The 23206-nt window shown below is 71.1% G+C and carries 21 protein-coding genes; 15 read left to right on the top strand and 6 right to left on the bottom strand.

Annotated elements, in window-relative coordinates; translation table 11 throughout:
- The first annotated feature begins 113 nt into the window (after positions 1–113).
- Positions 114–1160 carry a chitinase gene (locus tag ACIRP2_RS31270; RefSeq protein ID WP_404256155.1) on the top strand — a complete coding sequence of 349 codons (1047 nt, stop codon included), beginning with the start codon at positions 114–116 and terminating at the stop codon, positions 1158–1160.
- Between the two features lie 29 nt (positions 1161–1189).
- On the opposite strand, the gene ACIRP2_RS31265 is transcribed toward ACIRP2_RS31270, so the two are convergent.
- On the bottom strand, positions 1190–2080 hold the full coding sequence (locus tag ACIRP2_RS31265; RefSeq protein WP_404256153.1) for a LysR family transcriptional regulator: 891 nt from the start codon (positions 2078–2080) through the stop codon (positions 1190–1192).
- A 109-nt stretch (positions 2081–2189) separates the two neighbouring features.
- Between ACIRP2_RS31265 and ACIRP2_RS31260 the strand changes: the two genes are divergently transcribed.
- Positions 2190–3191 carry an aldo/keto reductase gene (locus tag ACIRP2_RS31260; protein ID WP_404256151.1) on the top strand — a complete coding sequence of 334 codons (1002 nt, stop codon included), beginning with the start codon at positions 2190–2192 and terminating at the stop codon, positions 3189–3191.
- On the opposite strand, the gene ACIRP2_RS31255 is transcribed toward ACIRP2_RS31260, so the two are convergent.
- Positions 3169–3723, bottom strand: coding sequence for a hypothetical protein (locus tag ACIRP2_RS31255; RefSeq protein WP_404256149.1), 555 nt, complete (start codon positions 3721–3723; stop codon positions 3169–3171). The two genes, ACIRP2_RS31260 and ACIRP2_RS31255, sit on opposite strands and share 23 nt — an antisense overlap.
- Positions 3724–3766: 43 nt before the next feature.
- Positions 3767–5263: an amidase gene (locus ACIRP2_RS31250; RefSeq protein ID WP_404256147.1), complete on the bottom strand. Its 1497-nt coding sequence runs from the start codon at positions 5261–5263 to the stop codon at positions 3767–3769.
- 47 nt (positions 5264–5310) lie between these two features.
- On the opposite strand from ACIRP2_RS31250, the gene ACIRP2_RS31245 reads away from it, so the two are divergent.
- The 3 genes from ACIRP2_RS31245 to ACIRP2_RS31235 are packed head-to-tail and all read left to right on the top strand — an operon-like array spanning position 5311 to position 7441.
- On the top strand, positions 5311–5961 hold the full coding sequence (locus ACIRP2_RS31245) for a TetR/AcrR family transcriptional regulator (RefSeq protein WP_404256145.1): 651 nt from the start codon (positions 5311–5313) through the stop codon (positions 5959–5961).
- Positions 5958–6851, top strand: a complete 894-nt coding sequence (locus ACIRP2_RS31240) for an alpha/beta fold hydrolase (protein ID WP_404256143.1) — start codon at positions 5958–5960, stop codon at positions 6849–6851. Before ACIRP2_RS31245 ends, ACIRP2_RS31240 begins: the two co-directional genes overlap by 4 nt.
- A gap of 32 nt (positions 6852–6883) precedes the next feature.
- The gene (locus ACIRP2_RS31235; protein WP_404256141.1) at positions 6884–7441 is read left to right on the top strand and encodes a DinB family protein; all 558 of its coding nucleotides are present in this window, start codon (positions 6884–6886) and stop codon (positions 7439–7441) included.
- Positions 7442–7504: 63 nt separating this feature from the next.
- Here ACIRP2_RS31235 and ACIRP2_RS31230 read toward each other — a convergent pair whose 3' ends face one another.
- From ACIRP2_RS31230 to ACIRP2_RS31220, 3 genes are read right to left on the bottom strand one after another with little or no spacing between them, the layout of a single operon-like run.
- Positions 7505–7912 carry a GntR family transcriptional regulator gene (locus tag ACIRP2_RS31230; protein ID WP_404256139.1) on the bottom strand — a complete coding sequence of 136 codons (408 nt, stop codon included), beginning with the start codon at positions 7910–7912 and terminating at the stop codon, positions 7505–7507.
- Positions 7913–7957: 45 nt separating this feature from the next.
- Entirely contained in the window at positions 7958–8932 is a 975-nt protein-coding gene (locus ACIRP2_RS31225; protein WP_404256137.1) for an ABC transporter permease subunit, read from the bottom strand.
- Positions 8929–9873 (bottom strand): ABC transporter ATP-binding protein, encoded by a 945-nt coding sequence (locus tag ACIRP2_RS31220; RefSeq protein ID WP_404256135.1) that lies wholly within the window; start codon positions 9871–9873, stop codon positions 8929–8931. Before ACIRP2_RS31220 ends, ACIRP2_RS31225 begins: the two co-directional genes overlap by 4 nt.
- A 217-nt stretch (positions 9874–10090) precedes the next feature.
- Between ACIRP2_RS31220 and ACIRP2_RS31215 the strand changes: the two genes are divergently transcribed.
- The 10 genes from ACIRP2_RS31215 to asnB all read left to right on the top strand — a co-directional run bounded on the left by ACIRP2_RS31215 (position 10091) and on the right by asnB (position 23086).
- Positions 10091–10924, top strand: a complete 834-nt coding sequence (locus ACIRP2_RS31215; RefSeq protein WP_404256133.1) for a M55 family metallopeptidase — start codon at positions 10091–10093, stop codon at positions 10922–10924.
- Entirely contained in the window at positions 10917–12260 is a 1344-nt protein-coding gene (locus ACIRP2_RS31210) for a M20/M25/M40 family metallo-hydrolase (protein ID WP_404256131.1), read from the top strand. The genes ACIRP2_RS31215 and ACIRP2_RS31210 overlap by 8 nt, the downstream gene beginning before the upstream one ends.
- A gap of 20 nt (positions 12261–12280) precedes the next feature.
- Positions 12281–14260 carry a prolyl oligopeptidase family serine peptidase gene (locus ACIRP2_RS31205; protein ID WP_404256129.1) on the top strand — a complete coding sequence of 660 codons (1980 nt, stop codon included), beginning with the start codon at positions 12281–12283 and terminating at the stop codon, positions 14258–14260.
- Complete coding sequence (locus ACIRP2_RS31200; protein WP_404256126.1) at positions 14257–15201, top strand: LD-carboxypeptidase; 945 nt, start codon at positions 14257–14259, stop codon at positions 15199–15201. The genes ACIRP2_RS31205 and ACIRP2_RS31200 overlap by 4 nt, the downstream gene beginning before the upstream one ends.
- A 127-nt stretch (positions 15202–15328) precedes the next feature.
- A complete protein-coding gene (locus ACIRP2_RS31195; protein ID WP_404256124.1) occupies positions 15329–17158 on the top strand; it encodes a CocE/NonD family hydrolase in 1830 nt (609 codons plus the stop codon).
- A gap of 287 nt (positions 17159–17445) precedes the next feature.
- On the top strand, positions 17446–18030 hold the full coding sequence (locus ACIRP2_RS31190; protein ID WP_404256122.1) for a GNAT family N-acetyltransferase: 585 nt from the start codon (positions 17446–17448) through the stop codon (positions 18028–18030).
- A 129-nt stretch (positions 18031–18159) separates the two neighbouring features.
- Positions 18160–18894: a hypothetical protein gene (locus tag ACIRP2_RS31185; RefSeq protein WP_404256120.1), complete on the top strand. Its 735-nt coding sequence runs from the start codon at positions 18160–18162 to the stop codon at positions 18892–18894.
- 23 nt (positions 18895–18917) lie between these two features.
- A complete protein-coding gene (locus ACIRP2_RS31180; protein WP_404256118.1) occupies positions 18918–20156 on the top strand; it encodes a sensor histidine kinase in 1239 nt (412 codons plus the stop codon).
- Positions 20153–20839: a response regulator gene (locus tag ACIRP2_RS31175; protein WP_404256116.1), complete on the top strand. Its 687-nt coding sequence runs from the start codon at positions 20153–20155 to the stop codon at positions 20837–20839. Before ACIRP2_RS31180 ends, ACIRP2_RS31175 begins: the two co-directional genes overlap by 4 nt.
- 399 nt (positions 20840–21238) lie before the next feature.
- Positions 21239–23086: an asparagine synthase (glutamine-hydrolyzing) gene (gene asnB / locus ACIRP2_RS31170; protein ID WP_404256114.1), complete on the top strand. Its 1848-nt coding sequence runs from the start codon at positions 21239–21241 to the stop codon at positions 23084–23086.
- Positions 23087–23206 lie beyond the last annotated feature (120 nt).

The following is a 23206-nucleotide window of genomic DNA, read 5'->3' as shown; positions in this document are numbered from 1 at the left end:
CATGAGTTTCCTGTGTGGGGAGGAGGGGCAGGCGTGTGAGAGGTTCTCGGTGTGTTCCGGTCCCTCTTCGCTGTCGTTCCGGGACAACCCTCACGAGAGCAGATGCAAACACCATGCGCATTTCACCGAAGCGTTCCCCCGATGGCACGGCCGGCCGCGCGAAGCGCATCACTCCTGTCGTCGCCGGACTGCTCGCACTCGGGCTCGCCTGCTCCGCCTGCGCGACCGGCACGGCGGCGAACCAGGACCGGGACGCAGGCCCGGGGGCCCGCTCCGGTTCCACCGCGGCCTCGACGGCGTACACCCCGTACGTCAGCGCCACGACCGCCGCCGACACGGACTCGGCCGGTTCTCCCGGCACGTACAACCTCGCCTTCGTCGTCGCCGACGGCGACCGCTGCACCCCGCTGTGGGGCGGCACCGCCAAGGCCGGTGACACGTCGGTGACCTCGCGCATCGCCGCGCTCACCGCGACCGGCGCGGACGTCCGGGTCTCCTTCGGCGGGGCCGCGGGGAACGAGCTGGCACTCGCCTGCGGCAGCGCCCGGGAACTGGCCGACGCCTATGCGCAGGTGCTCGACGCGGTCGGCGCGGACAAGGCCGACTTCGACATCGAGGGCGACGCACTCACCGACCGGGTGTCGATCACCCGCCGCGACCAGGCGCTGCGCCTGCTCCAGAAGGAGCGGGACCTCGATGTGACGTTCACCCTGCCCGTGATGCCGGACGGTCTGGAGGCGACCGGGACCGAGTTGCTGAGCGACACCGCACGGCGGAACGTCGACGTCTCCGCGGTGAACATCATGGCGATGAACTACAGCTCCTCCCTCGACGGAGACATGGGCGACTACGCGCAGCAGGCCGCCGAGGCAACCCACGACCAGCTCACCGACGTACTGGGTCTGTCGGACACCGCGGCCTGGCGGGCGCTGCACATCACCGTGATGATCGGCGTCAACGACGTGAGTGGGGAGACGTTCACCCTCGCCGACGCGGCGTCCCTGCGCGCCTTCGCCGGGCGCAGGGGAATCGGCGCGCTCTCCCAGTGGGCCACCTTTCGCGATCGGGAGTGCACCGACGAGGACACCTCGAAGGCGGTCGACACCTGCAGCGGAGTCGCGCAGGAGGCGGGAGCGTTCGCGAGAGCGCTGGGCGGCTGACCGTTCGCGCCCCTCTCGCCCCCACTGCCCTACAGCCCGCCGTCGATCCGGAGCAGCGCCATCAGTTCCCGTGCGCCCGGGCTCATGGCGCGGGCCGTCGGCAGCACCACGACGCTCTCGTAGTAAGGCTGTCGGGGCCCTTCGAGCTCCACCGCCACCAGTCCCCGGGCCTCGGGCTTCCGGGAGAAGTGATGGGGCACCAGAGCGATCCCCAGTCCCTCGTGCACCAGCTCCAGCAAGCTGTGCACGTCATTGACCTCCAGGCCCACCGTGCGCCGCACCCGCGCCCCGGCGAACGCCCCGTCCGCCGCTCGCCGCGGCCCCCAGTCCGGATGGAAGTCGATGAAGGACTCACCGGTCAGTTCGTCCCACGCGACGCGGTCCGCCGCCGTGAACCGGTGGCCGGGGGCGCAGAGCACGACCATGGGCTCACGTGCCAGCGGGTGGAGTTCACCGCGCCACTCGGCGGAGTTGACGGTCGCGGCGAAGGCGGCGTCGAGTCGTCCGCCGGCCACCCCGTCCACCAGACTCGTGGTGCCCTCCTGACGGAGCCGGATCTCCATCAGTGGGTGCCTGCGGTGGAACGCCGCCAGCAGGCGCGGAAGATGCACCCCCGGCACACACTGCTCGACGCCCACCGACAGGGTGCCGCGCAGCAGTCCGCGCACCGCGTCGACGGCGTCCTTGGCCGCCCGTGCGCCCGACAGTGTGCGCTCGGCCTCCACCAGCAGCGCGCGTCCCGCCTCGGTCAGCCGCACGCTGCGCGTGGTGCGGTTGAAGAGCGGTGTCCTCAGCTCCTGCTCCAGGGCCCGGACGGAGGCGGAGAGGCCGGACTGCGACACGGCGAGGCGTTCGGCGGCACGGGTGAAGTGCTGCTCCTCGGCGACGGCGACGAAGTGTTCCAGCTGGCGCAATTCCATGATTGAGAAATGTAGTCGCTGAATCCCAGCAGAATCTCCTGTTGGACTGCTGGATCGGCATCGGTGAACCTGGACCCCTGTCCACCGCCGCCCCTTTTCTGGAGCCTGCATGTACCTGCCGTCCGCCGACCGCTACGACTCCATGCCCTACCGTCGCACCGGACGCAGCGGGCTGCTGCTTCCCGCGGTCTCCCTCGGCCTGTGGCACAACTTCGGCGGCGACAGGACGCCGGAGAGCCAGGGCCGAATCCTGCGCCGGGCCTTCGATCTCGGCATCACCCACTTCGATCTCGCCAACAACTACGGACCGCCGCCCGGCGCCGCCGAGACCGCGATGGGACGCGCGCTGGGAACGGACTTCGCCCGGCTCCGGGACGAGCTCGTCATCTCGACGAAGGCGGGCCATCGGATGTGGGACGGCCCGTACGGGGAGTGGGGGTCCAGGAAGAGCCTGCTCTCCTCGCTGGATCAGAGCCTCACCCGGCTCGGGCTCGACCACGTCGACATCTTCTACTCCCACCGCTTCGACCCGGACACCCCGCTCGAAGAGACGATGGGCGCACTCGACTCGGCGGTGCGGCAGGGCAAGGCGCTCTACGTCGGCGTCTCCAACTACTCCCCGGAGCAGACCCGGCAGGCCGTCCGGATCCTCCAGGGGCTGGGCACCCCGCTCCTGATCCACCAGCCGCGTTATTCGATGCTGGACCGCTGGGTCGAGGACGGTCTGCTCACGACGCTGGACGAACTGGGCACCGGCTCGATCGCCTACTCGCCGCTGGAGCAGGGCATCCTCTCGGACCGCTATCTGCGCGGCATCCCGGAAGGCTCCCGCGCGGCGGGCAACAGCCCCTTCCTGACGCCTGATTCGGTCACCCCGGAGCTGGTGGACCGGCTGCGGGCGCTGGACGAGGTGGCTTCCGCACGTGGGCAGTCCCTCGCGCAGATGGCCCTGGCGTGGGTGCTGCGGGGCGGCCGGATCACCTCCGCCGTGATCGGGGCGAGCAGCGTCTCCCAGCTGGAGAACAGTGTCGAGGCGGTACGCGATCTGGAGTTCGGTGACGAGGAACTGACCCGGATCGACGAGATCCTCAAGGGCATGGACAGCCGCTGAGCGTCTGGCCCACCCACTCCCGCAACAGCCCCTCCCGCTCGGCACTCCGGGGCGACCCGCCCTCCCACGCGCGGCCCCACTGCGACATCGCAGCCAGTGTCGTCGCCATCGTCGCGGCGCCCTCCGTGAGGCGGGCCAGGAGGGCGTGGGAGAGGTCGACCTCGGTCCGGGAGTAGCCGGCAGCGGCGGCGACGTAGGCCGCCATCTCGTGGTCGCCGTCGGACGATTCCACGCGCACCGCCATCATCGCCGGGGCCTTGCCCATCAGGCCGTGGCCCAGGGGCAGGGTCATCTCCCGCACTGTTCCCAGGGCCACGTCCTTGACCACGCCGACCTGCCGCATCAGGGACTTGACGGGGACGTCCGCCACCGTCAGGGCGTTCACGTCCTCCCACAGGTGGAGGCCGGACTGTCCGTCGCCGAGGGTCACCACGCCCTCGGGGGCCAGACGCACCCCGGGAGCCAGACCGGACGGCTTCGCGCCCACGTACACGTCGCCCTCGGCGATCCAGAACAGGCCCACCATGGCCATGGGTTGCTCACTTCTCCCGACGACGGCGCCGCCGTCGTGTCAATCATCGAACGATCAGGTCGTCGTCCGCAACGCGCGAAGGGTCCGGGAAGTTCCCGCTTTCCCGCCCCTGTTCTCGAGCGGCTGCCCGTGCCTCCGCCCGGCCGGCGTAGCGGTGGGCCCACGGCATGGCCTCCTCCAGGGCCGCCGATACTCCGAACAACAGGTCCTCGCGACCCCAGCCGGCCGTGAGGGAGACCCCGAGCGGCAGGCCCTCGCAACTCCAGCCCAGCGGAAGGCTGATGACGGGGAACCCGGTGGCGTTCCCGAGGACGGTGTTGCCGGTGAAGGCGGTCATCGCGGCCAGTTCGGCCGCCGGATCCGCGTCGTCGCGCAGCCGGCCGATGAGCGTCGGCGGGGTCGTCACGGTCGGGGTGATCACGATGTCGGCGTCCGTGTGGTGGAGTGCCCAGGCCCGCGCCCTGGCCTGGACGACACCGATCGAGGCGGCCAGCTCGCCCGAGGTCAACGCCTGTGAGCGGAGAAGGAGATGGCGGACGATCGGGCGCAACGCCGTCCTGTCGAACGCCATGGCCCTGGCCCCGACCAGCGCGGTGAACATCGTCCGGAAGCTCTCGGTGAACTCGGGGTCCGCCGCCTGATCCCGTGCGAAGACGTCATGGCCGAGACCGGCCAGCGTACGCGCGGTGAGTTCGGCTGCGGCGGCGACCTCGGCGTCCACGGGTCCTCCCGAGACCGAGCCCTGGGCGAGTGCCACCCGGAGCCGGGGCAGCGGCATCTCGCAGGCACGCTCGTAGCTGACGGCGCGGGGCGGATGCACCGTACCGGCCCCGGTACGGGTGGTCAGCGCGTCCAGGAACGCGGCGGTGTCGCGGACGGTGCGGGCCAGCGGGCCCCGCACGGAGAGCCCCATCCCGTCATGGCCGGCCGGGCCCGCGGTGACGAGCCCGCGGCTGGGTTTGAGCCCGACCACCCCGCAGGCGCTCGCGGGGGAGCGCACCGAGCCGGCGGTGTCGCTGCCCTGCGCGATCGGCACCAGCAGTGCGCCGACCGCCGCGGCCGCGCCACCACTGCTGCCGGCCGCGCTGCGGTTCAGGTCGAAGGGACTGCGCGCCGGGGCGGAGACCTCGGGCTCGGTGTAACAGGCCGCCCCGAACTCGGGAACGGTGGTCTTGCCGAGGCTGATCAGCCCGGCATCGGCCATGACGTCGACGATCTCGTCGTTGTGTCCGGGAATCCAGTCGCGGAACAGCGCGGAGCCCAGCGTGGTGCGCACCCCCGCGGTGGCCTCCAGGTCCTTGATCGCGGTGGGTACGCCGAACAGGCGCGGCAGTTCGGTGCGGTCCGCCGAGCGCAGGACACGTTCGGCTTCGGCCGCCGCGGTGCGGGCCAGGTCGGCCGACACGGTGGTGAACGCCCCCACCCGGTCGCCGTGCCCGATCCGGGCCAGCAGGTGGTCCATCACCTCGATCGGGCTCGTTTCACCGCGCCGGTAGGCGGCGGCCAGTTGAAGAGCGGTGAGTTCGTGCAACTCCGTCATAAGCGCTCCCATTGATGTTTCGTTACGCGTATCGATATGGTGTGGGCATGGTGGTCGAGAAGGCAAGCACTCCGAAGAACGGCCGTCCCCGGGCGGTGACGCTCGACGCGGTCCTGGACGCGGCGACCGAACTGGCCGACGACCAGGGGCTCGATGCGGTGAGCTTGCGAGCGCTGGCCGACCGGCTGGGCGTGTCACCGATGGCGATCCACCGCACGACGGGCGGCATCGACGCGCTCCAGCACGCGTTGGTGTCCCGGATCGTCGGCGGGGTGACCCGATCCGTGGACTGGCCGGACGAGTGGCGCGATGTCGTCCGGCTGTTCGCGGACACGCTGCACGACCTGCTCATGCGGCACCCGGTCATCCTGGAGGCGCACCGCCGCGCCTCACTCGTCGGACCCGGCGCGGACGATGTCGCATACCGGGTCGTGGCGGCGCTGCGCAGCGCGGGCCTCGACGAGGAGGCCGCCGCATACGCGTACGGCACCCTGCACGACTTCGTCACCGGCCATGTGGCGATCCGCCTCGGCCGTGGCGATCTGGAACTGCACCATCTCCCGCCGGAACGCCGGGTCGCGTCGGTGTTCGCGGACCACCACGACTACGACCGCCGGTTCTCGTTCGGCCTCGACTTCGTCATCGGCGGGATCGCCGCCGCTGCCGCCACCCCCGTATCGCACGAGGAGCAGAGATGACCCCCTCCCCCCGCGACCTGCCGAACGCGCCGGAGACGGAACTGCCGAAGACGCACCGCCTGACGGCCCCGAGCGGACGTCGCATCGCGTACTGCTCGTACGGCGACCCCGCCGCCCCGCCCGTGATCGTGCTCCACGGCACCCCCGGCAGCCGCTACGAGGGCCTCGCGCTGCGGCAGGCGGCGACGGACGCGGGCCTGCATCTGGTCTTCCCGGACCGCCCGGGCTACGGCGAGACCGATCCCGTACCCGGTCGCGGATTCCATCGCTGGAACGACGACTTCGTGGCCCTGCTCGATCACCTCGGCCACGAGCGGGCCACCGTCGTGGCGATCTCGGGCGGCGGCGGGTACGCGCTCTCGGCGGCCCAGAAGCACCCAGGGCGGGTCACGCGACTGATCCTCGCGTGCGCCGCCGTCCCCGGAGCCCCCCGCGAGGCGTACGCACGCCGGATTCCGCTGGTCAAGTGGATGAACCGGATCGTCGTCTGGGCCCCGGCGATCGCCCGGCCGATGCTCGCCGGGAAGGGGATCTTCAAGAAGACGAGGCGCGAGCCGAACCTCGACGCCTGGCCCCGCTCCGATCGGCTGATCATGAGCACTCCCGCCTTTCGGGCGCTGTCCGACGTGGACACCACCGAGGGCGGGCGCCAGGGAGCGGACGCGGTTGTCACCGACCTCGCCGGCTACGCCCGCCCGCTGCCGGACCCGCTGGGCTCGGTCTCCGTGCCGACCCTGTTCCTCCACGGCGAGGCGGACGGCAACGTCCCGGTCGAGGTGGCGCGCTGGGCGCATGCGCAGATCCCGGGCGCCGAGCTGCGCACCGTCCCCGACGGCGGTCACCTCTTCCTGCTCGCGGACCCGGAGCCGCTCCTGCGGGAACTGGTCTGAGCGGTGAGCCCGGTGGTGTGAGGATGACCGGCATGACATGGACGGCACCTCACATCGAACGTACGACGGTCGACGGGGACCAGCTGAACGTCGCGAGCACCGCGGACGAGCGGGTCATGCTGGAAGGCTGGCTCCGGTGGCACCGCGAGACGCTGCTCACCAAGTGCGCCGGGCTGACTCCGGCACAGCTCGCCCGTACCGCCGCCGAGCCCTCCGGCCTCACCCTCCTCGGCCTGGTGCGGCACATGGCGGAGATCGAACGCTGGTGGTTCCGCCGGAGCTTCGCGGGCGAGCCGATCGGCGATGTCTTCACCGGTCCGGGCGACGGCGACGAGGGCATCGAAGGCGTCGACGCCGCTCACGCCGAGCGCGACTTCGCCGCCTTCCGCGCCGAGATCGAGGCGTGCGAGGCCGCCGTGGCGGGGCGCGGCCTCGACGAGGCATTCCTCTCGACGACCCGTGGTCGGGACGTCAGCCTGCGCTGGGTGTACCTGGTGATGATCCAGGAGTACGCCCGCCACAACGGTCACGCGGACCTGTTGCGCGAGCGGACCGACGGTGCCACGGGTGACTACCCCGCACCGGCATGACGGTGACCGGCACCCACCGGGGGACCGGCCACTCCTCGTCGACGAGGCGTACGGCGCCGTGCCTCAGCCGACGTCCGCCTCGGGCGGATAGACGGCCGCGTGGACCGACCGGAACAGGGCGTCGGCCTCCGGGCCGCTGAGCCCCTGCGCCCGTGCCTGGTCCAGCCACTCGGCGAGCGATGTGCGCAAGGGGGAGTCGGCGCCCGCCTGGGGCGGGACGAGGGAGCGGGTGATGAAGGTGCCCGCTCCCTGCCGGACCTCGGCGAGGCCCGCGCGCTCCAGCTCGCGGTACGCCTTGAGGGTGGTGTTCGGGTTGACCTTGGTCTCGGCCGCGACCTGAGCGGCTGTGGGCAACCGGTCACCCTCCTCCAGGGCGCCCATGCGCAGCGCCTGTTCGACCTGCCGCACGATCTGGAGGTACGTCGCCACTCCGCTGCGCCGGTCGATACGGAACACGACCACTGCCTTCACCTCCCGTTCGACTGCCGAAACCCTACGTACCTGCGGCGGCAGGTCCTAGAGGGGGCGACGGGACACCCGCCACAGGACGAACGCGGTGAGTACGGCGGTACCCGCGAGCAGGATGGCCGCCCCGGTCCACTGCATGGCCGGCATCTGGTCGAAGCCGAGGTACTCGTAGACATTGTTGACGATGCCGTGCTCCTTGACGCACGCGTCCGAGGCCGCTTCGGTCGGCTTGGCGCACAGGCCCCAGCCGTAGAGACGCCCGTCGGCGGAACCGATCCAGCGGTCCACCTCGAACGACCCGTTGACCCGCGAGGGCATGTCCGCGTCGAGCGGGTAGACGATCGTGCGGGTCGGGGCGAGGTGGGCGAGCATCTCGTCCCAGAAGACCCCGACCGCCGCGGCGAAGACGAACGTGATCGCCATGGAGGCGAGGACGCGGCGGACCAGCACACCGATGGTGATTCCGGCGGCGGTCATGAAGAGACAGAGCGCGGGGAGCATCGGGCCGGTGCTGTCGAAGATCGATCCCTCCCACCACTCGCCGGGGAACACCGAACGGTAGGGCTTCCACCACCAGGTGAACACCGCCGAGAGCACCGCAGCGGTCACGGTCACCGCCGCGTAGCACCAGACGAACTTCGTCGCCACCCAGCGGCGGCGTGACACCGACTGGGTGGTGACCAGCTGTGCGGTGCCCTGCTCCTGATCTCCCGCGATCAGCGGGGCGCCGACGAAGACGGCGAGGATCATCGGCAGCCCGCCCAGTGCGGTGATGACGAGAGCCACACCGCCCGAGTCGAACGTCGGCTGCGCCAGTTCCTTCCCCGGCCAGCCCGCGGCGTCCAGGAGGTCCTTCATGTGGCTGTACTCGTAGAGGATCCAGATCGAGCCGAGGACCGCCACGGCGAGCAGGCTGAGCAGCGCGGCCCGGTGCTGGCGCACCACGAGCCAGCTCAGTCCGCGCAGTATGCGGGGCCCCGGGGTGCGCCCGGTCCGGGGGGCGTCGGTCGAGGTGGTGCTCATGCGGTGTGGCTCCCTTCGGCCTCGGTACGGGCACCGGGTGTGAACAGCGGGGGCGTGTCCGGCGAGCGGAGATGCGCCAGCAGCACCTCCTCCAGGCTGGGTTCGGAGACGACCCAGTCGCCCGACAGGGGGCCGTTCGTCCGCACCAGCGCGTGGAACTGCCGGCCCTGGACACGGCACTCGATCACGGTGTGCGGGGCCAGCGCGGCGGCCGGGTCCCCTTCTGTCGCGAGCCCGGTCACCAGCGTGTGGGCCGGGACGAGCGCGTCCGCGTCGCCCGCCATCCGGATCCTGCCGCCCGCGAGGACGAGCAGGTAGTCGCACATGTCCTCCAGCTCGGTGAGCATGTGGGAGGACATCACCACCGTGGTGCCGCGCTCGACGGCCTCCGACATCAGCAGGGTGCTCATGTCGTGGCGGGCCAGAGGGTCGAGGTCGGACATCGGCTCGTCGAGCAGCAGCAGGTCGGGCCGCTTGCCGAAGGCCAGCGCGAACGCGACGCGGGTGCGCTGCCCACCGGAGAGAGTGCCCACGCGGGCGTCCATCGGCACCTGGCCCGACCGCACGATCCGCTCCGCCGCGGCCATGTCCCAGCCGGGGTTGAGCTCGGCGCCCATGCGCAGCGTCTCGGCCACGGTGAACCGCTTGAACAGCGACTTGTCCTGCCCGAGGAACGCGAACCTGGGCATCACCTCGGGGTCGTCCACGGGCACGCCGAAGACTCTGAGATCGCCTTCCGTCGGCTGCACCTGACGGGTCGCGATCTTCAGCAGGGTGCTCTTCCCGGCTCCGTTGGGGCCGACGAGACCGCAGATCCGACCGGCCGGCAGCCGGAACGAGATGTCCTGCAGCGCCCAGCCGCGCCGGTAGCGCTTACCCAGGCCGCGGGCCTCCAGGGCCCAGGCGCCGGACGCGCCGTCCGGAGTGAATGCGTCTGCCATGCACTTCGCCTCAATTCCATTAGTCAATTAATGGAATCATGGTCTGGGTGTCGGAAGGCTGTCAAGGCGACGAGGGCCGGCCCGGCCGCCGGCCGGGCGCGATGTGTCCGGAATGCTCCTGATGGGGGTGTGGGTCGCGCTCTCTTCGGAGGACTGGACCATTGAACGTCTCCGTGGCTCTGGCCTGGAGGTTCTTCGGCGCGTAGCGTGACCCCGCATGAAGATCCTGATCAGCGCGGACATGGAAGGCGCCACCGGTGTGACCTGGCCTGCCGATGTGCTGCCGGGCACCCCGCAGTGGGAGCGATGCCGCGCCATGTTCACCTCCGACGTGAACGCGGCGGCGCTCGGCTTCTACGACGGCGGCGCCGACGAGGTACTCGTCAACGAGGCCCACTGGTCCATGCGCAACCTTCTGCTGGAGCGGCTCGACGACCGGGTCCAGATGCTCACCGGCAGGCACAAGTCCCTCTCCATGGTGGAAGGCGTCCAGCACGGCGACGTCGACGCCATCGCCTTCATCGGCTACCACACGGGCGCCGGCGCCGAGGGGGTGCTCGCCCACACCTATCTCGCGAACTCCCTCACCGGGGTCTGGCTCAACGGCGTCCGGGCGAGCGAGGGGCTGCTCAACGCGCATGTCGTGGCCGAGTACGGCGTCCCCGTCGTCCTCGTCACCGGCGACGACCTCACCTGCGCGGACGCGCAGGCGTACGCCCCGGAGGCCCGCAAGGTCGCCGTGAAGGACTATGTGTCGCGGTACGCGGCGGTGTGCCGCACCCCGGCCCGAACCGCCGCCGACATCCGTGCGGCGGCCAAGGACGCGACCGCGCTGGCGGTGCGTCACACCCCGGTGGAGGGCGGCCCGTTCACCGTCGAGCTGGAGTTCGACGCCGAGCACCTGGCCGGCGCGGCCACCGTCGTCCCCGGCGTGACACCCGGCGGCGAACGGCGCGTCGCCTACACCAGCGGAACGATGTACGAAGCCATTCGCACGTTCAAGGCCGTGACGACCATCGTGTCGTCCGCCGTGGAGGAACAGTATGGCTGAGGCGACCGATCCCCAACAGGGCGTCGACGAACGGGCGCTCGACGAATCGGTGACGTTCACCTCCGAGCTGATCCGGATCGACACCACCAACCGCGGTGGCGGCGACTGCCGGGAACGCCCGGCCGCCGAGTACGTCGCCGAGCGGCTGGCCGACGCCGGACTCGAACCCACCCTCCTGGAGCGCACCCGGGGACGCACCAACGTGGTGGCCCGGATCGAGGGCACCGATCCGTCCGCAGACGCCCTGCTCGTGCACGGCCATCTCGACGTCGTCCCGGCCGAGGCCGACGACTGGACCGTGCACCCCTTCTCCGGAGAGGTACGCGATGGTGTCGTGTGGGGGCGAGGCGCCATCGACATGAAGAACATGGACGCGATGGTCCTGGCCGTCGTCCGGGCCTGGGCGCGGGCCGGTGTCCGGCCCCGTCGCGACATCGTGATCGCGTACACCGCCGACGAGGAGGCCAGCGCCGAGGACGGCTCCGGCTTCCTCGCCGACCGGCACGCCGGACTCTTCGACGGGTGCACGGAAGGCATCAGCGAGTCCGGTGCCTTCACCTTCCACGCCGGCCCCTCCATGCCGCTCTACCCGATCGCCGCGGGCGAGCGCGGCACCGCCTGGCTGAAGCTCACCGCACACGGCAAGGCGGGGCACGGCTCCAAGGTCAACAAGGCCAACGCGGTCAGCACGCTCGCCTCGGTCGTCGCCCGGATCGGTCAGCACTCATGGCCGGTCAGGCTCACCCCGACGGTCCGCGCCGCACTCACCGAGATCGCCGCGCTGTACGGCATCCACCCCGACCTCGACGCCCCCGGCTTCGACGTGGACGAGCTGCTCGGCAAGCTCGGCCCGGCCGCCGCACTGGTCGAGCCGACCGTACGCAACAGCTCCAACCCGACCATGCTGGAGGCCGGGTACAAGGTCAACGTGATCCCGGGTCACGCCACCGCGCACATCGACGGCCGGATGGTGCCCGGCGGCGAGGACGAGTTCCACGCCACTCTGGACCGGCTGACCGGACCCGATGTCGACTGGGAGTTCCACCATCGCGAGGTCCCGCTGCAGGCGCCGGTCGACTCGCCGACCTTCGCGAAGCTGCGTGCCGCGATCGAGCGCTTCGACCCGGACGGCCATGTCGTGCCGTACTGCATGTCGGGCGGCACGGACGCCAAGCAGTTCTCCCGGCTCGGCATCGCCGGCTACGGCTTCTCGCCACTGAAGCTGCCCGTCGGCTTCGACTACCAGGCGCTGTTCCACGGCGTCGACGAACGCGTCCCCGTCGAAGCGCTGCACTTCGGCGTCCGCGTCCTCGATCACTATCTGCGCACGGCCTGACCCGCCAGGGGGGAATCATCATGGTGTCCACAGGGGCCTACGGAACATGGCCGTCACCGATCGACGCACGGCTCGCGGCGTCGCACGACGGCCGCCCGGAGTATGTCGGAGTGGTCGGTGAGGAGGTGTGGTGGACGGAGCCGCGCCCTGCCGAGGCGGGTCGCCGCGCCCTGATCCGCCGCCGGGCGGACGGGACCACCGGCACCGCCCTGCCCGCTCCGTGGAACGTGCGGAGCCGCGTCATCGAGTACGGCGGACAGCCCTGGGCCGGGGCCGAACGCGCCGAGGGGGGCCCGCTGATCGTCTTCGTCGACTTCGCCGACCAACGGCTGTACGCCTACGCGCCCGACGGAGCCGGCGAACCCCGGCCGCTGACCCCGGTCTCACCCGTCGGCGGCGGGCTGCGCTGGGTCGACCCGCAGCTCCACCTCGAACGCGGCGAGGTCTGGTGCGTCCTGGAGGAGTTCACCGGCGAGGCGCCCACCGAACTGCGCCGGGTGCTCGCCGCCGTGCCCCTGGACGGTTCCGCGGCCGAAGACCGTTCGGCGGTACGTGAACTCTCCGACGACAGCCACCGGTTCGTCACCGGACCGAAGCTCTCGCCCGACGGACGGCGGGCGGCCTGGGTCGCCTGGGACCACCCGCGCATGCCGTGGGACGGCACCGAGGTGATGCTCGCGGACGTCGCCGAGGACGGTACGTTCGAGCACGCGTGGAGCTTCGGCGGCGGCCCCGAGGAGTCGGTGCCGCAGATCGAGTGGGGTGCCGACGGACAGCTGCTCTTCGCCAGTGACCGCAGTGGCTGGTGGAACCTGTACCGCGCCGACCCGCACCGGGGCGCGGTGGCGCTCTGCCCCCGGGAACAGGAGTTCGCCGGACCGCTCTGGAAGATCGGGCTCAGTTGGTTCCGGCCCCTGGAGAACGGCCTGATCGCCACTGTCCACGGCCGGGGCACCACCACGCTCGGCATCCTCGATCCGGAGACCGGCGAACTCGTCGACGTGGCCGGGCCGTGGACCGAATGGGCCGAGTCGCTCGCCGTGCACGGCAGCCGGGTCATCGGCATCGCCGCGAGCCCGTACAGCGCCTACGAGGTCGTCGAACTGGACACCGCGACCGGCCGCACCCGGATCATCGGCACACCGCACGAGGACGCCGTCGACCCCGCGTACTACCCGCAGCCCGAGGACCGCACCTTCACCGGGCCCGACGGACGGGAGATCCACGCCCACATCTACCCGCCCCGGAACCCCGGCCGGACCGGTCCCGAAGGTGAACTGCCGCCCTATGTGGTCTGGGCGCACGGCGGTCCCACCGGCCATGCCGCGCTCGTACTCGACCTGGAGATCGCCTACTTCACCTCCCGCGGCATCGGTGTCGCGGAGGTCGACTACGGCGGCTCCACGGGCTACGGCAGGGACTATCGCAACCGGCTGCGCGAACAGTGGGGCGTCGTCGACGTCGAGGACTGCGCGGCCGTCGCCGAGGCGCTGGCCGCCGAGGGCACGGCCGACCGGCGACGGCTCGCCATCCGGGGCGGCAGCGCCGGCGGCTGGACCACCGCGGCCTCACTGACCGGAACCGATGTCTACGCCTGCGGCACGATCATCTACCCCATCCTCGATCTGACCGGCTGGGGCACCGACGAGACCCATGACTTCGAGTCGCAGTACCTGGAATCCCTGGTCGGCCCGCTCGCCGAAGTCCCGGCCCGCTACCGCGAACGGTCGCCGGTCAGCCGCACCGACCGGCTGACCACCCCCTTCGTCCTGCTCCAGGGGCTGGACGACCCGATCTGCCCGCCCGTCCAGTGCGAGCGGTTCCTGGAGCGGGTCGAGGGGCGCGGTATCCCGCACGCGTATCTCACCTTCGAGGGGGAGGGGCACGGGTTCCGGCGTGCCGACACCATGATCCGCGCCCTGGAGGCCGAACTCTCGTTGTACGGGCAGACCTTCGGCATCGACTGCCCGGACGTACCGCGACTGGAGCTGAAGAAGTGACCCTCGCCCCCCTGACCCGACCCGCCCGGCTGCGTCCGGGTGCCAGGATCGCCGTCGTGTCCCCGAGCGGACCGGTGCCGGCCGAGCGTCTCGACGCGGGCCTGGACGTACTGCGCGGCTGGGGCCTCGTCCCCGTCGAGGCACCCCATGCGCGCGACGTGCATCCGGAGTTGGACTACCTTGCGGGAACCGACGAGGCGCGGGCCCGGGATCTCCAGGAGGCCTGGTGCGATCCCTCCGTCGACGCGGTGATCTGTGCCCGGGGCGGATACGGCGTGCAGCGCATGGTCGACCTGGTGGACTGGGCGGCGATGCGCGCGGCCGGGCCCAAGGTGTTCATCGGCTACAGCGACATCACCGTGCTCCACGAGGCGTTCGCCCGGCGCATGGGCCTCGCCACCCTGCACGGGCCGATGGTCGGAACCGAGACCTTCCTCAAGGACCCGGACACCCAGGAGTCCTTGCGGGCCACCCTGTTCGAGCCCGATTCGGTGCGTACTCTCGGTCTTCCCTCGGCGCGGGTGCTGGTTCCCGGCAGGGCCCGCGGCATCACCTACGGCGGCTGCGTGAGCCTGCTCGCCGCCGACATCGGCACCCCGTACGCCCGGACGTCGGCCGACGGCGGTCTGCTGTTGATCGAGGACACCACCGAGGACCCGTACAACATCGACCGCATCCTCACCCAACTGCTGAGGGCGGGGGCGCTCGACGGGGTGTCCGGGGTGGCCTGCGGTTCCTGGGCGGGCTGCGGTCCGTACGAGGAGGTGCGGGCGGTCCTCGTCGACCGGCTCGGCCCACTGGGTGTGCCCGTCGTCGAGGAACTGGGCTTCGGGCACGGGCCGACCGCGCTGACGATTCCGCTCGGGGTGCCCGCCGTGCTGGACGCACCGGCCGACGGCGGCCCCGCCGCGCTCACCGTCGAGGTACCCGCGCTGGTCTGAACGGCGGGAAATCGCGAAGAAGTTGAGCATCCTTCAGGAAACGGGGTCCTGGGCGTTGACATCACTATGACACGCGTCACAGCATGAGCGCGGTCCAGTACTTACTGGCCGGTAAGATGCTCTCGGTGTGGAGGCCTTCGTGTCACGTGCTGTTTCCCGCTCCCGGTCCGGGCACCGGACGCCGTCCCGGAAGGCGGTCGCGTACGCGGCCGCAGCCGCGCTCGCCGCACCGCTGTTCCTTGCCGGTGCGGCGCACGCGAGCGCCGCTGAGACCTCCTCGTACACCGTCACCCCGCTGAGGTTCACCCTTCCGGCGGGCGGCCGGACCTGCACCGTGGACGCCGATCTGTACCGTCCTGCCGGGGTCGACGCCCAGCACCCCGCCCCCGCCGTGCTCGCCACCAACGGCTTCGGCGGCAGCAAGTCCGACGGTTCGACCGACGCCATCGGCAAGGCCTTCGCCTCCCGCGGCTACGTCGGTCTCGTCTACTCCGGCCTCGGCTTCGGCAGGTCCGGCTGTCTCATCACGCTCGACGACCCGGCCATCGACGGGAAGGCCGCCGCCGGACTCATCGACTTCCTCGCCGGAACGCGCGCCGCCGACGACGGCACCAGGGCCGACTACGTCACCAAGGACGGCACGGGCGACCCCCGGGTCGGCATGATCGGCGGTTCGTACGGCGGTGCCATCCAGATGGCGACCGCGGCCGTCGACCGGCGCGTCGACGCCCTCGTGCCGCTGATCACCTGGAACGACCTCGCCTATTCGCTCGCGCCCAACAACGCCGGTACGCGCGAGGGGGTTTCGTCCGACACCGCCGGTGTCTTCAAGTGGCAGTGGACCAACGGCTTCTATCTGATGGGGGAGGGGCAGATGCTCCTCAACGCGAGTGTGGACCCGTCCCGGTTCGGCAGTCTCTCCTGCCTGCACTTCGCGGCGCAGGCCTGCGACACCATCCGGCTGCTCAACTCCGGCCGCTACCCTGCGGACAGGACCGCCGCGATGCTCGACTACGCGCGCGGCGTGTCACCCGTCGACCACCTCGACAAGGTCAAGGCGCCCACCCTGCTCGTCCAGGGCCAGACCGACAGCCTGTTCAACCTGAACGAGGCCACCGCCACCTACCGGACCCTCAAGGCGCAGGGCACCACGACCAAGATGATCTGGCAGGCCTGGGGACACAGCGGCGGGCAGGCCCCCGGTGAACTCGACCTGGGCAAGGGCAACCTGGAGACCAGCTACGTCGGACAGCGCGTCCTCGCCTGGTTCGACCGCTACCTCCGGCACAGGAAGAACACGGACACGGGGCCCGAGTTCGCCTACTACCGGGACTGGAAGAGCGGTTACGGCACCGCCGCCGGCGTACCGGCCCCGAGCCGGAAGATGTACCTCTCCGGTGACGGCAAGCTCGTCGACAACCGGTCCGAGGTCACCCGGGGCAGCCGCCAGTACGCCAACTGGCTCGTGCCGACCAGTCACTCGGAGAGCTCGCTCGCCGGAATCATCGGGCTGCCCGACCCCGCGCCGTACGACATCAAGGGCACCTACCTGGGCTGGAGCAGCGCCCCGTTGACCGCCGCCGTGGATGTCGTCGGTGCGCCGAAGGCCACGCTCAAGGTCGTCTCGCCCAGGACGGAGCGCGTACAGAACAGCGGGGACGCCGCCGACAAGCTCGTCCTGTTCGCAAAGGTGTACGACGTGGCGCCGGACGGCTCCAGGACACTGGTGAACCGGCTCGTCTCCCCGGTGCGCGTGCCGGACGTCACCCGCTCGTTCACCGTGCAACTGCCGGGCATCGTCCACCGGTACGAGGCGGGCCACCGGCTCGAATTCGTGATCGCGGCCAGCGACAGCGCCTACTCGGGCAACCGCGGCATCAAGCCGGTCACGGTGGTCAGCGCCCCCGAGGACACAGGTGTGCTGGAGCTTCCGGTGGTCGGCGACCGGGTGGAGTGACCCGTCGCGTCGCCGTCGGTCGTCATGGCGCCGCCAGGCCCCCCTCCTCGGCCTCGCGATCCACGGGCGCCGGGCCACGCCCGCCGACACGGCCTGATCCGGACGAGAGACCCGGAGGGCGGTCCCGCAACGCCTGGCGGGCGCGACGACGCCCACGGCACCTTGCCGCGTCGTCGGGACGTCCACTTGCATCCAGTAGGCGGACGTCCCTCCGCCTTGCGATGCACCGCATCCGACGCCGCGCGCTGCTCCACCAGGGGTTACGGGACAGCCCTTAGGCTGGCCGGATGACCGGAACCGACTACCTGGCCCGGGGACGCCGCACGGCGATCCGCCCCTACACGCAGGCGGACGCCGAGGAGTTCACCACCCGCGCGCGGGAGAGCCGGGGCCTGCACAGTCCCTGGCTCTTCCCGCCCGTCGACGCCCGCTCGTACGCCGCCTACGCGGGCCGGGTGATCGATGACCCCACGAAGGCCGGGTTCCTCGTCTGCGAACGCGACGGCGGCGCAGTCGAAGGCGGGGGCGGCGGGGCCGGCGGCGGGATCGCGGGCTTCATCAACATCAACAACATCGTCCGCGGAGGGTTCCTCTGCGGCGCGCTCGGATACGGGGCCTTCGCCCATGCGGCGGGGCGCGGACTGATGAGCGAAGGGCTGGAGCTGGTCCTGCGGTACGCCTTCGGGCCGCTCGGCCTGCACCGGCTCGAAGCCAACATCCAGCCGGGAAACGCAGGTTCGCTCGCCCTCGTGCGACGGGCCGGATTCCGCCTCGAAGGATTCTCGCCGGACTTCCTCTTCATCGACGGGGCCTGGCGCGACCACGAGCGGTGGGCGATCACGACCGAGATGCTGAGCCGGGACGGCGCTTAGGGGCTCTCGTTCGGGTCCGGGGACCGGACCGGAAGCGAGAACGAGGCAAGCGGTACGACCACGGTCCGACCCGAAAGTGTGGTCCACGCTCCGACGACGTGGTGCGTGCGGCGGCGGCATCGTTGCCCCATGACCGTCACCACTTCGTCGATCACCGTTGCCGACCCTGTCTTTCCGGGACGTTGGGTGGGTGGCGCCTCCCTCGTCCTCGGCCCCCTGCTGCTGCTCACCGGCATACTGCTGCGTCTGCGCTTCGACTTCTTCTTCCCTGCGCAGCTGAGCGCGTACGGGCGCCATCCGGACCTCATGACGGCCTCCTACAGCTTTGTGTCCGCCGGGTGGGTGCTGCTCTGGCCGGGAGTCGTGCTTCTCGCCGCCGGGATCGGCGTGAGATTCCGGGAACTCGCCCTGTGGGGCGGCGCGCTCACGGTGCTCGGCCTCTTCGCCCGCGCGTTCCACGCCGGTGTGGACCACCTGGCCTTCCAGCTGGTGGCCGTGCAGGGAGCGGCATCGGCGACGCGAACGGTGAGCGAGACCTACGGCGCGTTCCACATCTTCAGCACACTCAACGCAGCCATCATGGGCGGCTGGCTCCTGCTGGCCATCGGCGCCTACCGCTCCCAAGTGCTGGGACCGCTGCGTGCGGCGGCCCTGGCCTCGGCATCGGCGATGCCGCTGGGGGTGCTGAAGGGAACGACCCCTCTGTCGGTCGCGGCCGCTGCGGGACTGTGCCTCGCGCTCGTTCCCCTGGGCGTGGCCGCGTTGCGCGACGGACCGACCCCCCGGGCGGCCACGGTCGCCGGAAGGCTTCTCCTGCTGGTCGCCGCGGGTACCGCGATGTTTCTCCTCGGGCAGGCCGGATGAGCGGCCATCGGTATCGTCGAGCGATGCACGGAATGGGGCGGCGCCTGCGGACCGGCGCGCATCTGCTGACGATCGACGCCTGCATGGCGGCCGTCGTGACCGCGGGGTACGTGGCACTGGCCGACCAGAGCGCCTCGGACGGTCTGCCTCGGTTCTCCGGTCCGTGGTGGCTGGGGCGTCTGGTGGCCGTCTGCGTGGGAGCGCCGCTGGCCGTTCGGCGCCTGTGGCCGCTGCCTGCCCTGGCCCTGGTTCTGGGTGCTTCGGCGACGGCGACACTGCTCGACATCACCCGTGACCCTTACATCTCCGCGGCCCTGGCCGTCTACGCGGTGGCGCTCATCGAGCCGACACGCCGGGCCGTGGCGGCGCTCGCCCTGAGCCTGGTGGTCTCGGCAGCCGCGGTCATCACCGGTGAGGGGGTTGTGACGCCCTCCGGCCCGTGGACGCACGCCGTCGGAACCGCCGTCCTCGTCTGGCTGGTCATCGGGGCAGCGTGGGTCGCAGGCCGTGTCGTGCGCGAGCGGAGATCCCGAGCGGCCCGAAGGGACCGTCGCCTCGCGGAGGAGGCACTGGCCGAAGAACGCCTGCGCATCGCCAGGGAGCTGCACGACATCGTCTCGCACAGCCTGAGCGTGATCGTCGTCAAAGCGGCGGTTGCCGACCACGTGGCCGAGGCCCGCCCTCAAGAGACGCGCGATGCCATCCAGGCGATCGAGCAGACCGGACGGGAGGCGCTCACCGAGATGCGGCGTGCCCTGGGAGTGTTGCGCGGCGACAGCGCTGGACCGCGCGCGAGGGAGCCCGGACCGGCACAGACGGCTCCCCCTCCCGGACTGGACGACCTGCCGGCCCTCGTCCGGCGTGCCGAGCGGGCGGGAGTCCGTACCGAGCTCCGCACCCGGCTGGCGGTCGGCCTCCCCGCGGGGGCGGCGCTGGCCGTCTACCGGATCGTGCAGGAGGCGCTGACGAACGTGGTCAAGCACGCCGGCGACGGAGCACACTGCCAGGTGACGATCACGGTCGACTCGCAAGGCGATGCGCACATAGAAGTGGTGGATGACGGCGCAGGGAACGCGGCCGCGTCCGACCGGGTGGAACTCAGGGGTGGTCACGGACTCGTGGGGATGCGTGAGCGCGTGATGATGTACGCGGGAACGTTGGCCGCCGGGTCGCGGCCCGGCGGCGGGTTCGCCGTGTCGGCTCGTCTCCCGTCCGAACCCGCCCACGGCATGGCTCCGAGCCGGAAGGAGAGGACCGCGTGACCGAACCGGTCCAGGTACTCGTCGCCGACGACCAGTCGCTGCTCCGAGGCAGCTTCCGGGTGCTCATCGACACCACCCCGGGGCTGACAGCGGTGGGCGAGGCAGGCGACGGTGCCGAAGCTGTCGAGAGCGCACAGCGGCTCCGCCCGGACGTGGTGCTGATGGACATCAGGATGCCCGTCATGGACGGCATCGAGGCGACACGGCGCATAGCCGGATCTCCCGGGACGGCCGGGACGCGCGTTCTCATCCTCACCACCTTCGACCTCGACGAGTACGTGTATGGCGCGCTGCGCGCAGGGGCCTCCGGGTTTCTCCTCAAGGACACCTCTCCCGAGGTCCTGCTGGCAGGCATCCGCACGGTTGCCGCCGGAGAGTCCCTGCTCGCACCCTCGGTGACCCGACGCCTGATCGCCGAGTTCGCTCGTCTTCCCCAGGCGCACCATGTGCCGGGCTCCTCGCTGGAGAACCTCACGGAGCGCGAGCGCGAGGTCCTGGTGCTCGTCGCACGTGGCCTCTCCAACGCCGACATCTGCGAGTACCTCCACCTCAGCGGCGGAACCGTCAAGACATACATCGGCCGGCTGCTGAGCAAGCTGCGGGCGCGGGACCGTGCGCAGCTGGTGATCAGCGCCTACGAGTCGGGGCTCGTCGGCGTCGCTCGGCGATCGACCCCTTCCTGAACGGTCCGCCGGACGGGTCACCCGGATCGGTCACCGTGATCGGCCGCACCGGACTGCCCGCGGATCCCTCGGGTGCACTCCACCGGCCCGTCGCGGATTGGGAAAGTCTTTGCCCGTGGCCGATTCGGGCCGCCTTCGGAGCTTGCGAGCCCTTTCCGTACGGGCTGCGAAGCATGGCGGTCCCGTATAGGAAGGGGAAAGCGACGGCCGAAAGTATGAGGAGCCGGCCTCCATCCACGTGACGACCGTGTTGACCGTACGCAATCGCAGGCACAGGCTCGACATATAGCTGCTAGATACAACTGGTTCTGCCGGGCCCCGCCTTCGGCATGCCGCCCATGGGACGGCACCGTGTGTACGGACCGCTCTCCCGGCCGGGACCGAATCGGGAGGACGCGTATGTGTGGCATCGCCGGCTGGGTCTCGTTCGACCGCGATCTGCGGGCAGCCGCGGACGTGGCGACGCTGGACGCGATGACGGAGACCATGGCCTGCCGGGGCCCCGACGACCGGGGGACCTGGACGGTGGAACACGCGGGGCTCGGGCACCGTCGGCTCGCGATCATCGACCTGCCCGGCGGACGCCAGCCCATGACGGTCGGCACACCGGAGGGCGAGGTCGCCCTGGTCTACTCCGGTGAGGCGTACAACTTCACCGAACTGCGCACGGAACTGACGGCCCGCGGGCATCGGTTCCTCACCGACTCGGACACCGAGGTCGTGCTGCACGGATACCTGGAGTGGGGCGAGTCCCTCGCCGAACGGCTCAACGGCATGTACGCCTTCGCCCTCTGGGACGGCCGCCACGACAAGCTCGTCATGATCCGCGACCGGATGGGCGTCAAGCCCTTCTACTACTGGCCGACGGCCGACGGAGTGCTCTTCGGCTCGGAACCCAAGGCCATCCTCGCCAACCCGCTCGCCCGGCCCCGCGTGACCCTCGACGGGCTCCGGGAGCTCTTCACCCTCGTCAAGACCCCCGGCCACGCCGTGTGGGACGGCATGCACGAGGTACAGCCCGGCACGGTCGTCACCGTCGACCGCGGCGGTCTGCGCCGACACGTCTACTGGCGGCTGGAGACCCGCCCGCACACCGACGACCAGGACACCTCGGTCGCCAGGGTGCGGACGCTGCTGGACGACATCGTGCGCCGACAACTGGTCTCCGACGTACCCCGCTGCGTCCTGCTCTCCGGCGGCCTCGACTCGTCGGCGGTCACCCTGCTCGCCGCCCGACAGCTCGCCAGGAGCGGTGAGAAGGTCCGCACCTTCGCCGTCGACTTCGTCGGGCGGACCGAGAACTTCGTCGCCGACGAGCTGCGTACCACTCCCGACACCCCGTTCGTCCACGACGTGGCGCGACAGGCCGGCACCGTCCACCGCGACATCGTGCTCGACCCGGACACCCTCGCCGACCCCGAGGTGCGCGCCCGGATGATCAGGGCCCGGGACATTCCGATGGGGCTCGGCGACATGGACGCCTCGCTCTACCTGCTCTTCCGGGCCATCCGCGAGCACTCGACCGTCGCACTGTCCGGGGAGTCGGCCGACGAGGTGTTCGGCGGCTACCTCCAGTTCTTCGACGAGGAGGCCAGGAATGCCGACACGTTCCCCTGGCTGGTGCGTTTCGCCGAGCACTTCGGTGAGGACGCGGGCATGCTCCGCGACGACGTGAACCAGGCACTCGGCCTGCGGGCGTACATCCGCGACAGCTACGACCAGGCCGTCGCCGGCATCGAGCGGCTCTCCGGCGAGAGCGACTTCGAGTACCGCATGCGCAAGATCTGCCACCTCCACCTGACCCGGTTCGTACGCATCCTGCTCGACCGCAAGGACCGCGCGAGCATGGCCGTCGGCCTGGAGGTCCGTGTGCCGTTCTGCGACCACCGGCTCGTCGAGTACGTCTACAACACCCCCTGGGCCATGAAGTCCTTCGACGGCAGGGAGAAGAGCCTGCTGCGCGAGGCCACCGCGGACCTGCTGCCGCGGTCCGTGTACGAACGGACCAAGAGTCCCTATCCGTCGACGCAGGACCCGAAGTACGCCGTCGCGCTCCAGGAGCACGCGCACGACCTGCTCGCGCGCCCGGACCACCGGGTCTTCGACCTCATCGACCGCGACCGGTTGCGACGGGTGGCCGAGCACGACGCGCCGGGGATCACTTCGGCCTCCCGTCGCGGGCTGGAGCGCACGCTGGACCTCGCGATGTGGCTGGACATGTACGAGCCGGAGGTGGATCTCGGCTGAGCGGGCCGGCGCCGGGGGGGGGGGCGGGGCGGGGGGGCCCCCGCCGCGCAGGGCGGCCCCCGGGCGGGGGCCGGCGACCCCCCGGGGGCCCCGGGGGCCGCCCCCCCCCCCCAGCCGGGG

Source organism: Streptomyces sp. NPDC101194 (assembly GCF_044767885.1).
Classification (GTDB): Bacteria; Actinomycetota; Actinomycetes; order Streptomycetales; family Streptomycetaceae; genus Streptomyces.
The sequence above is the reverse complement of the archived record's forward strand: the minus strand, read 5'-3'. Positions and strand labels throughout refer to the sequence as shown.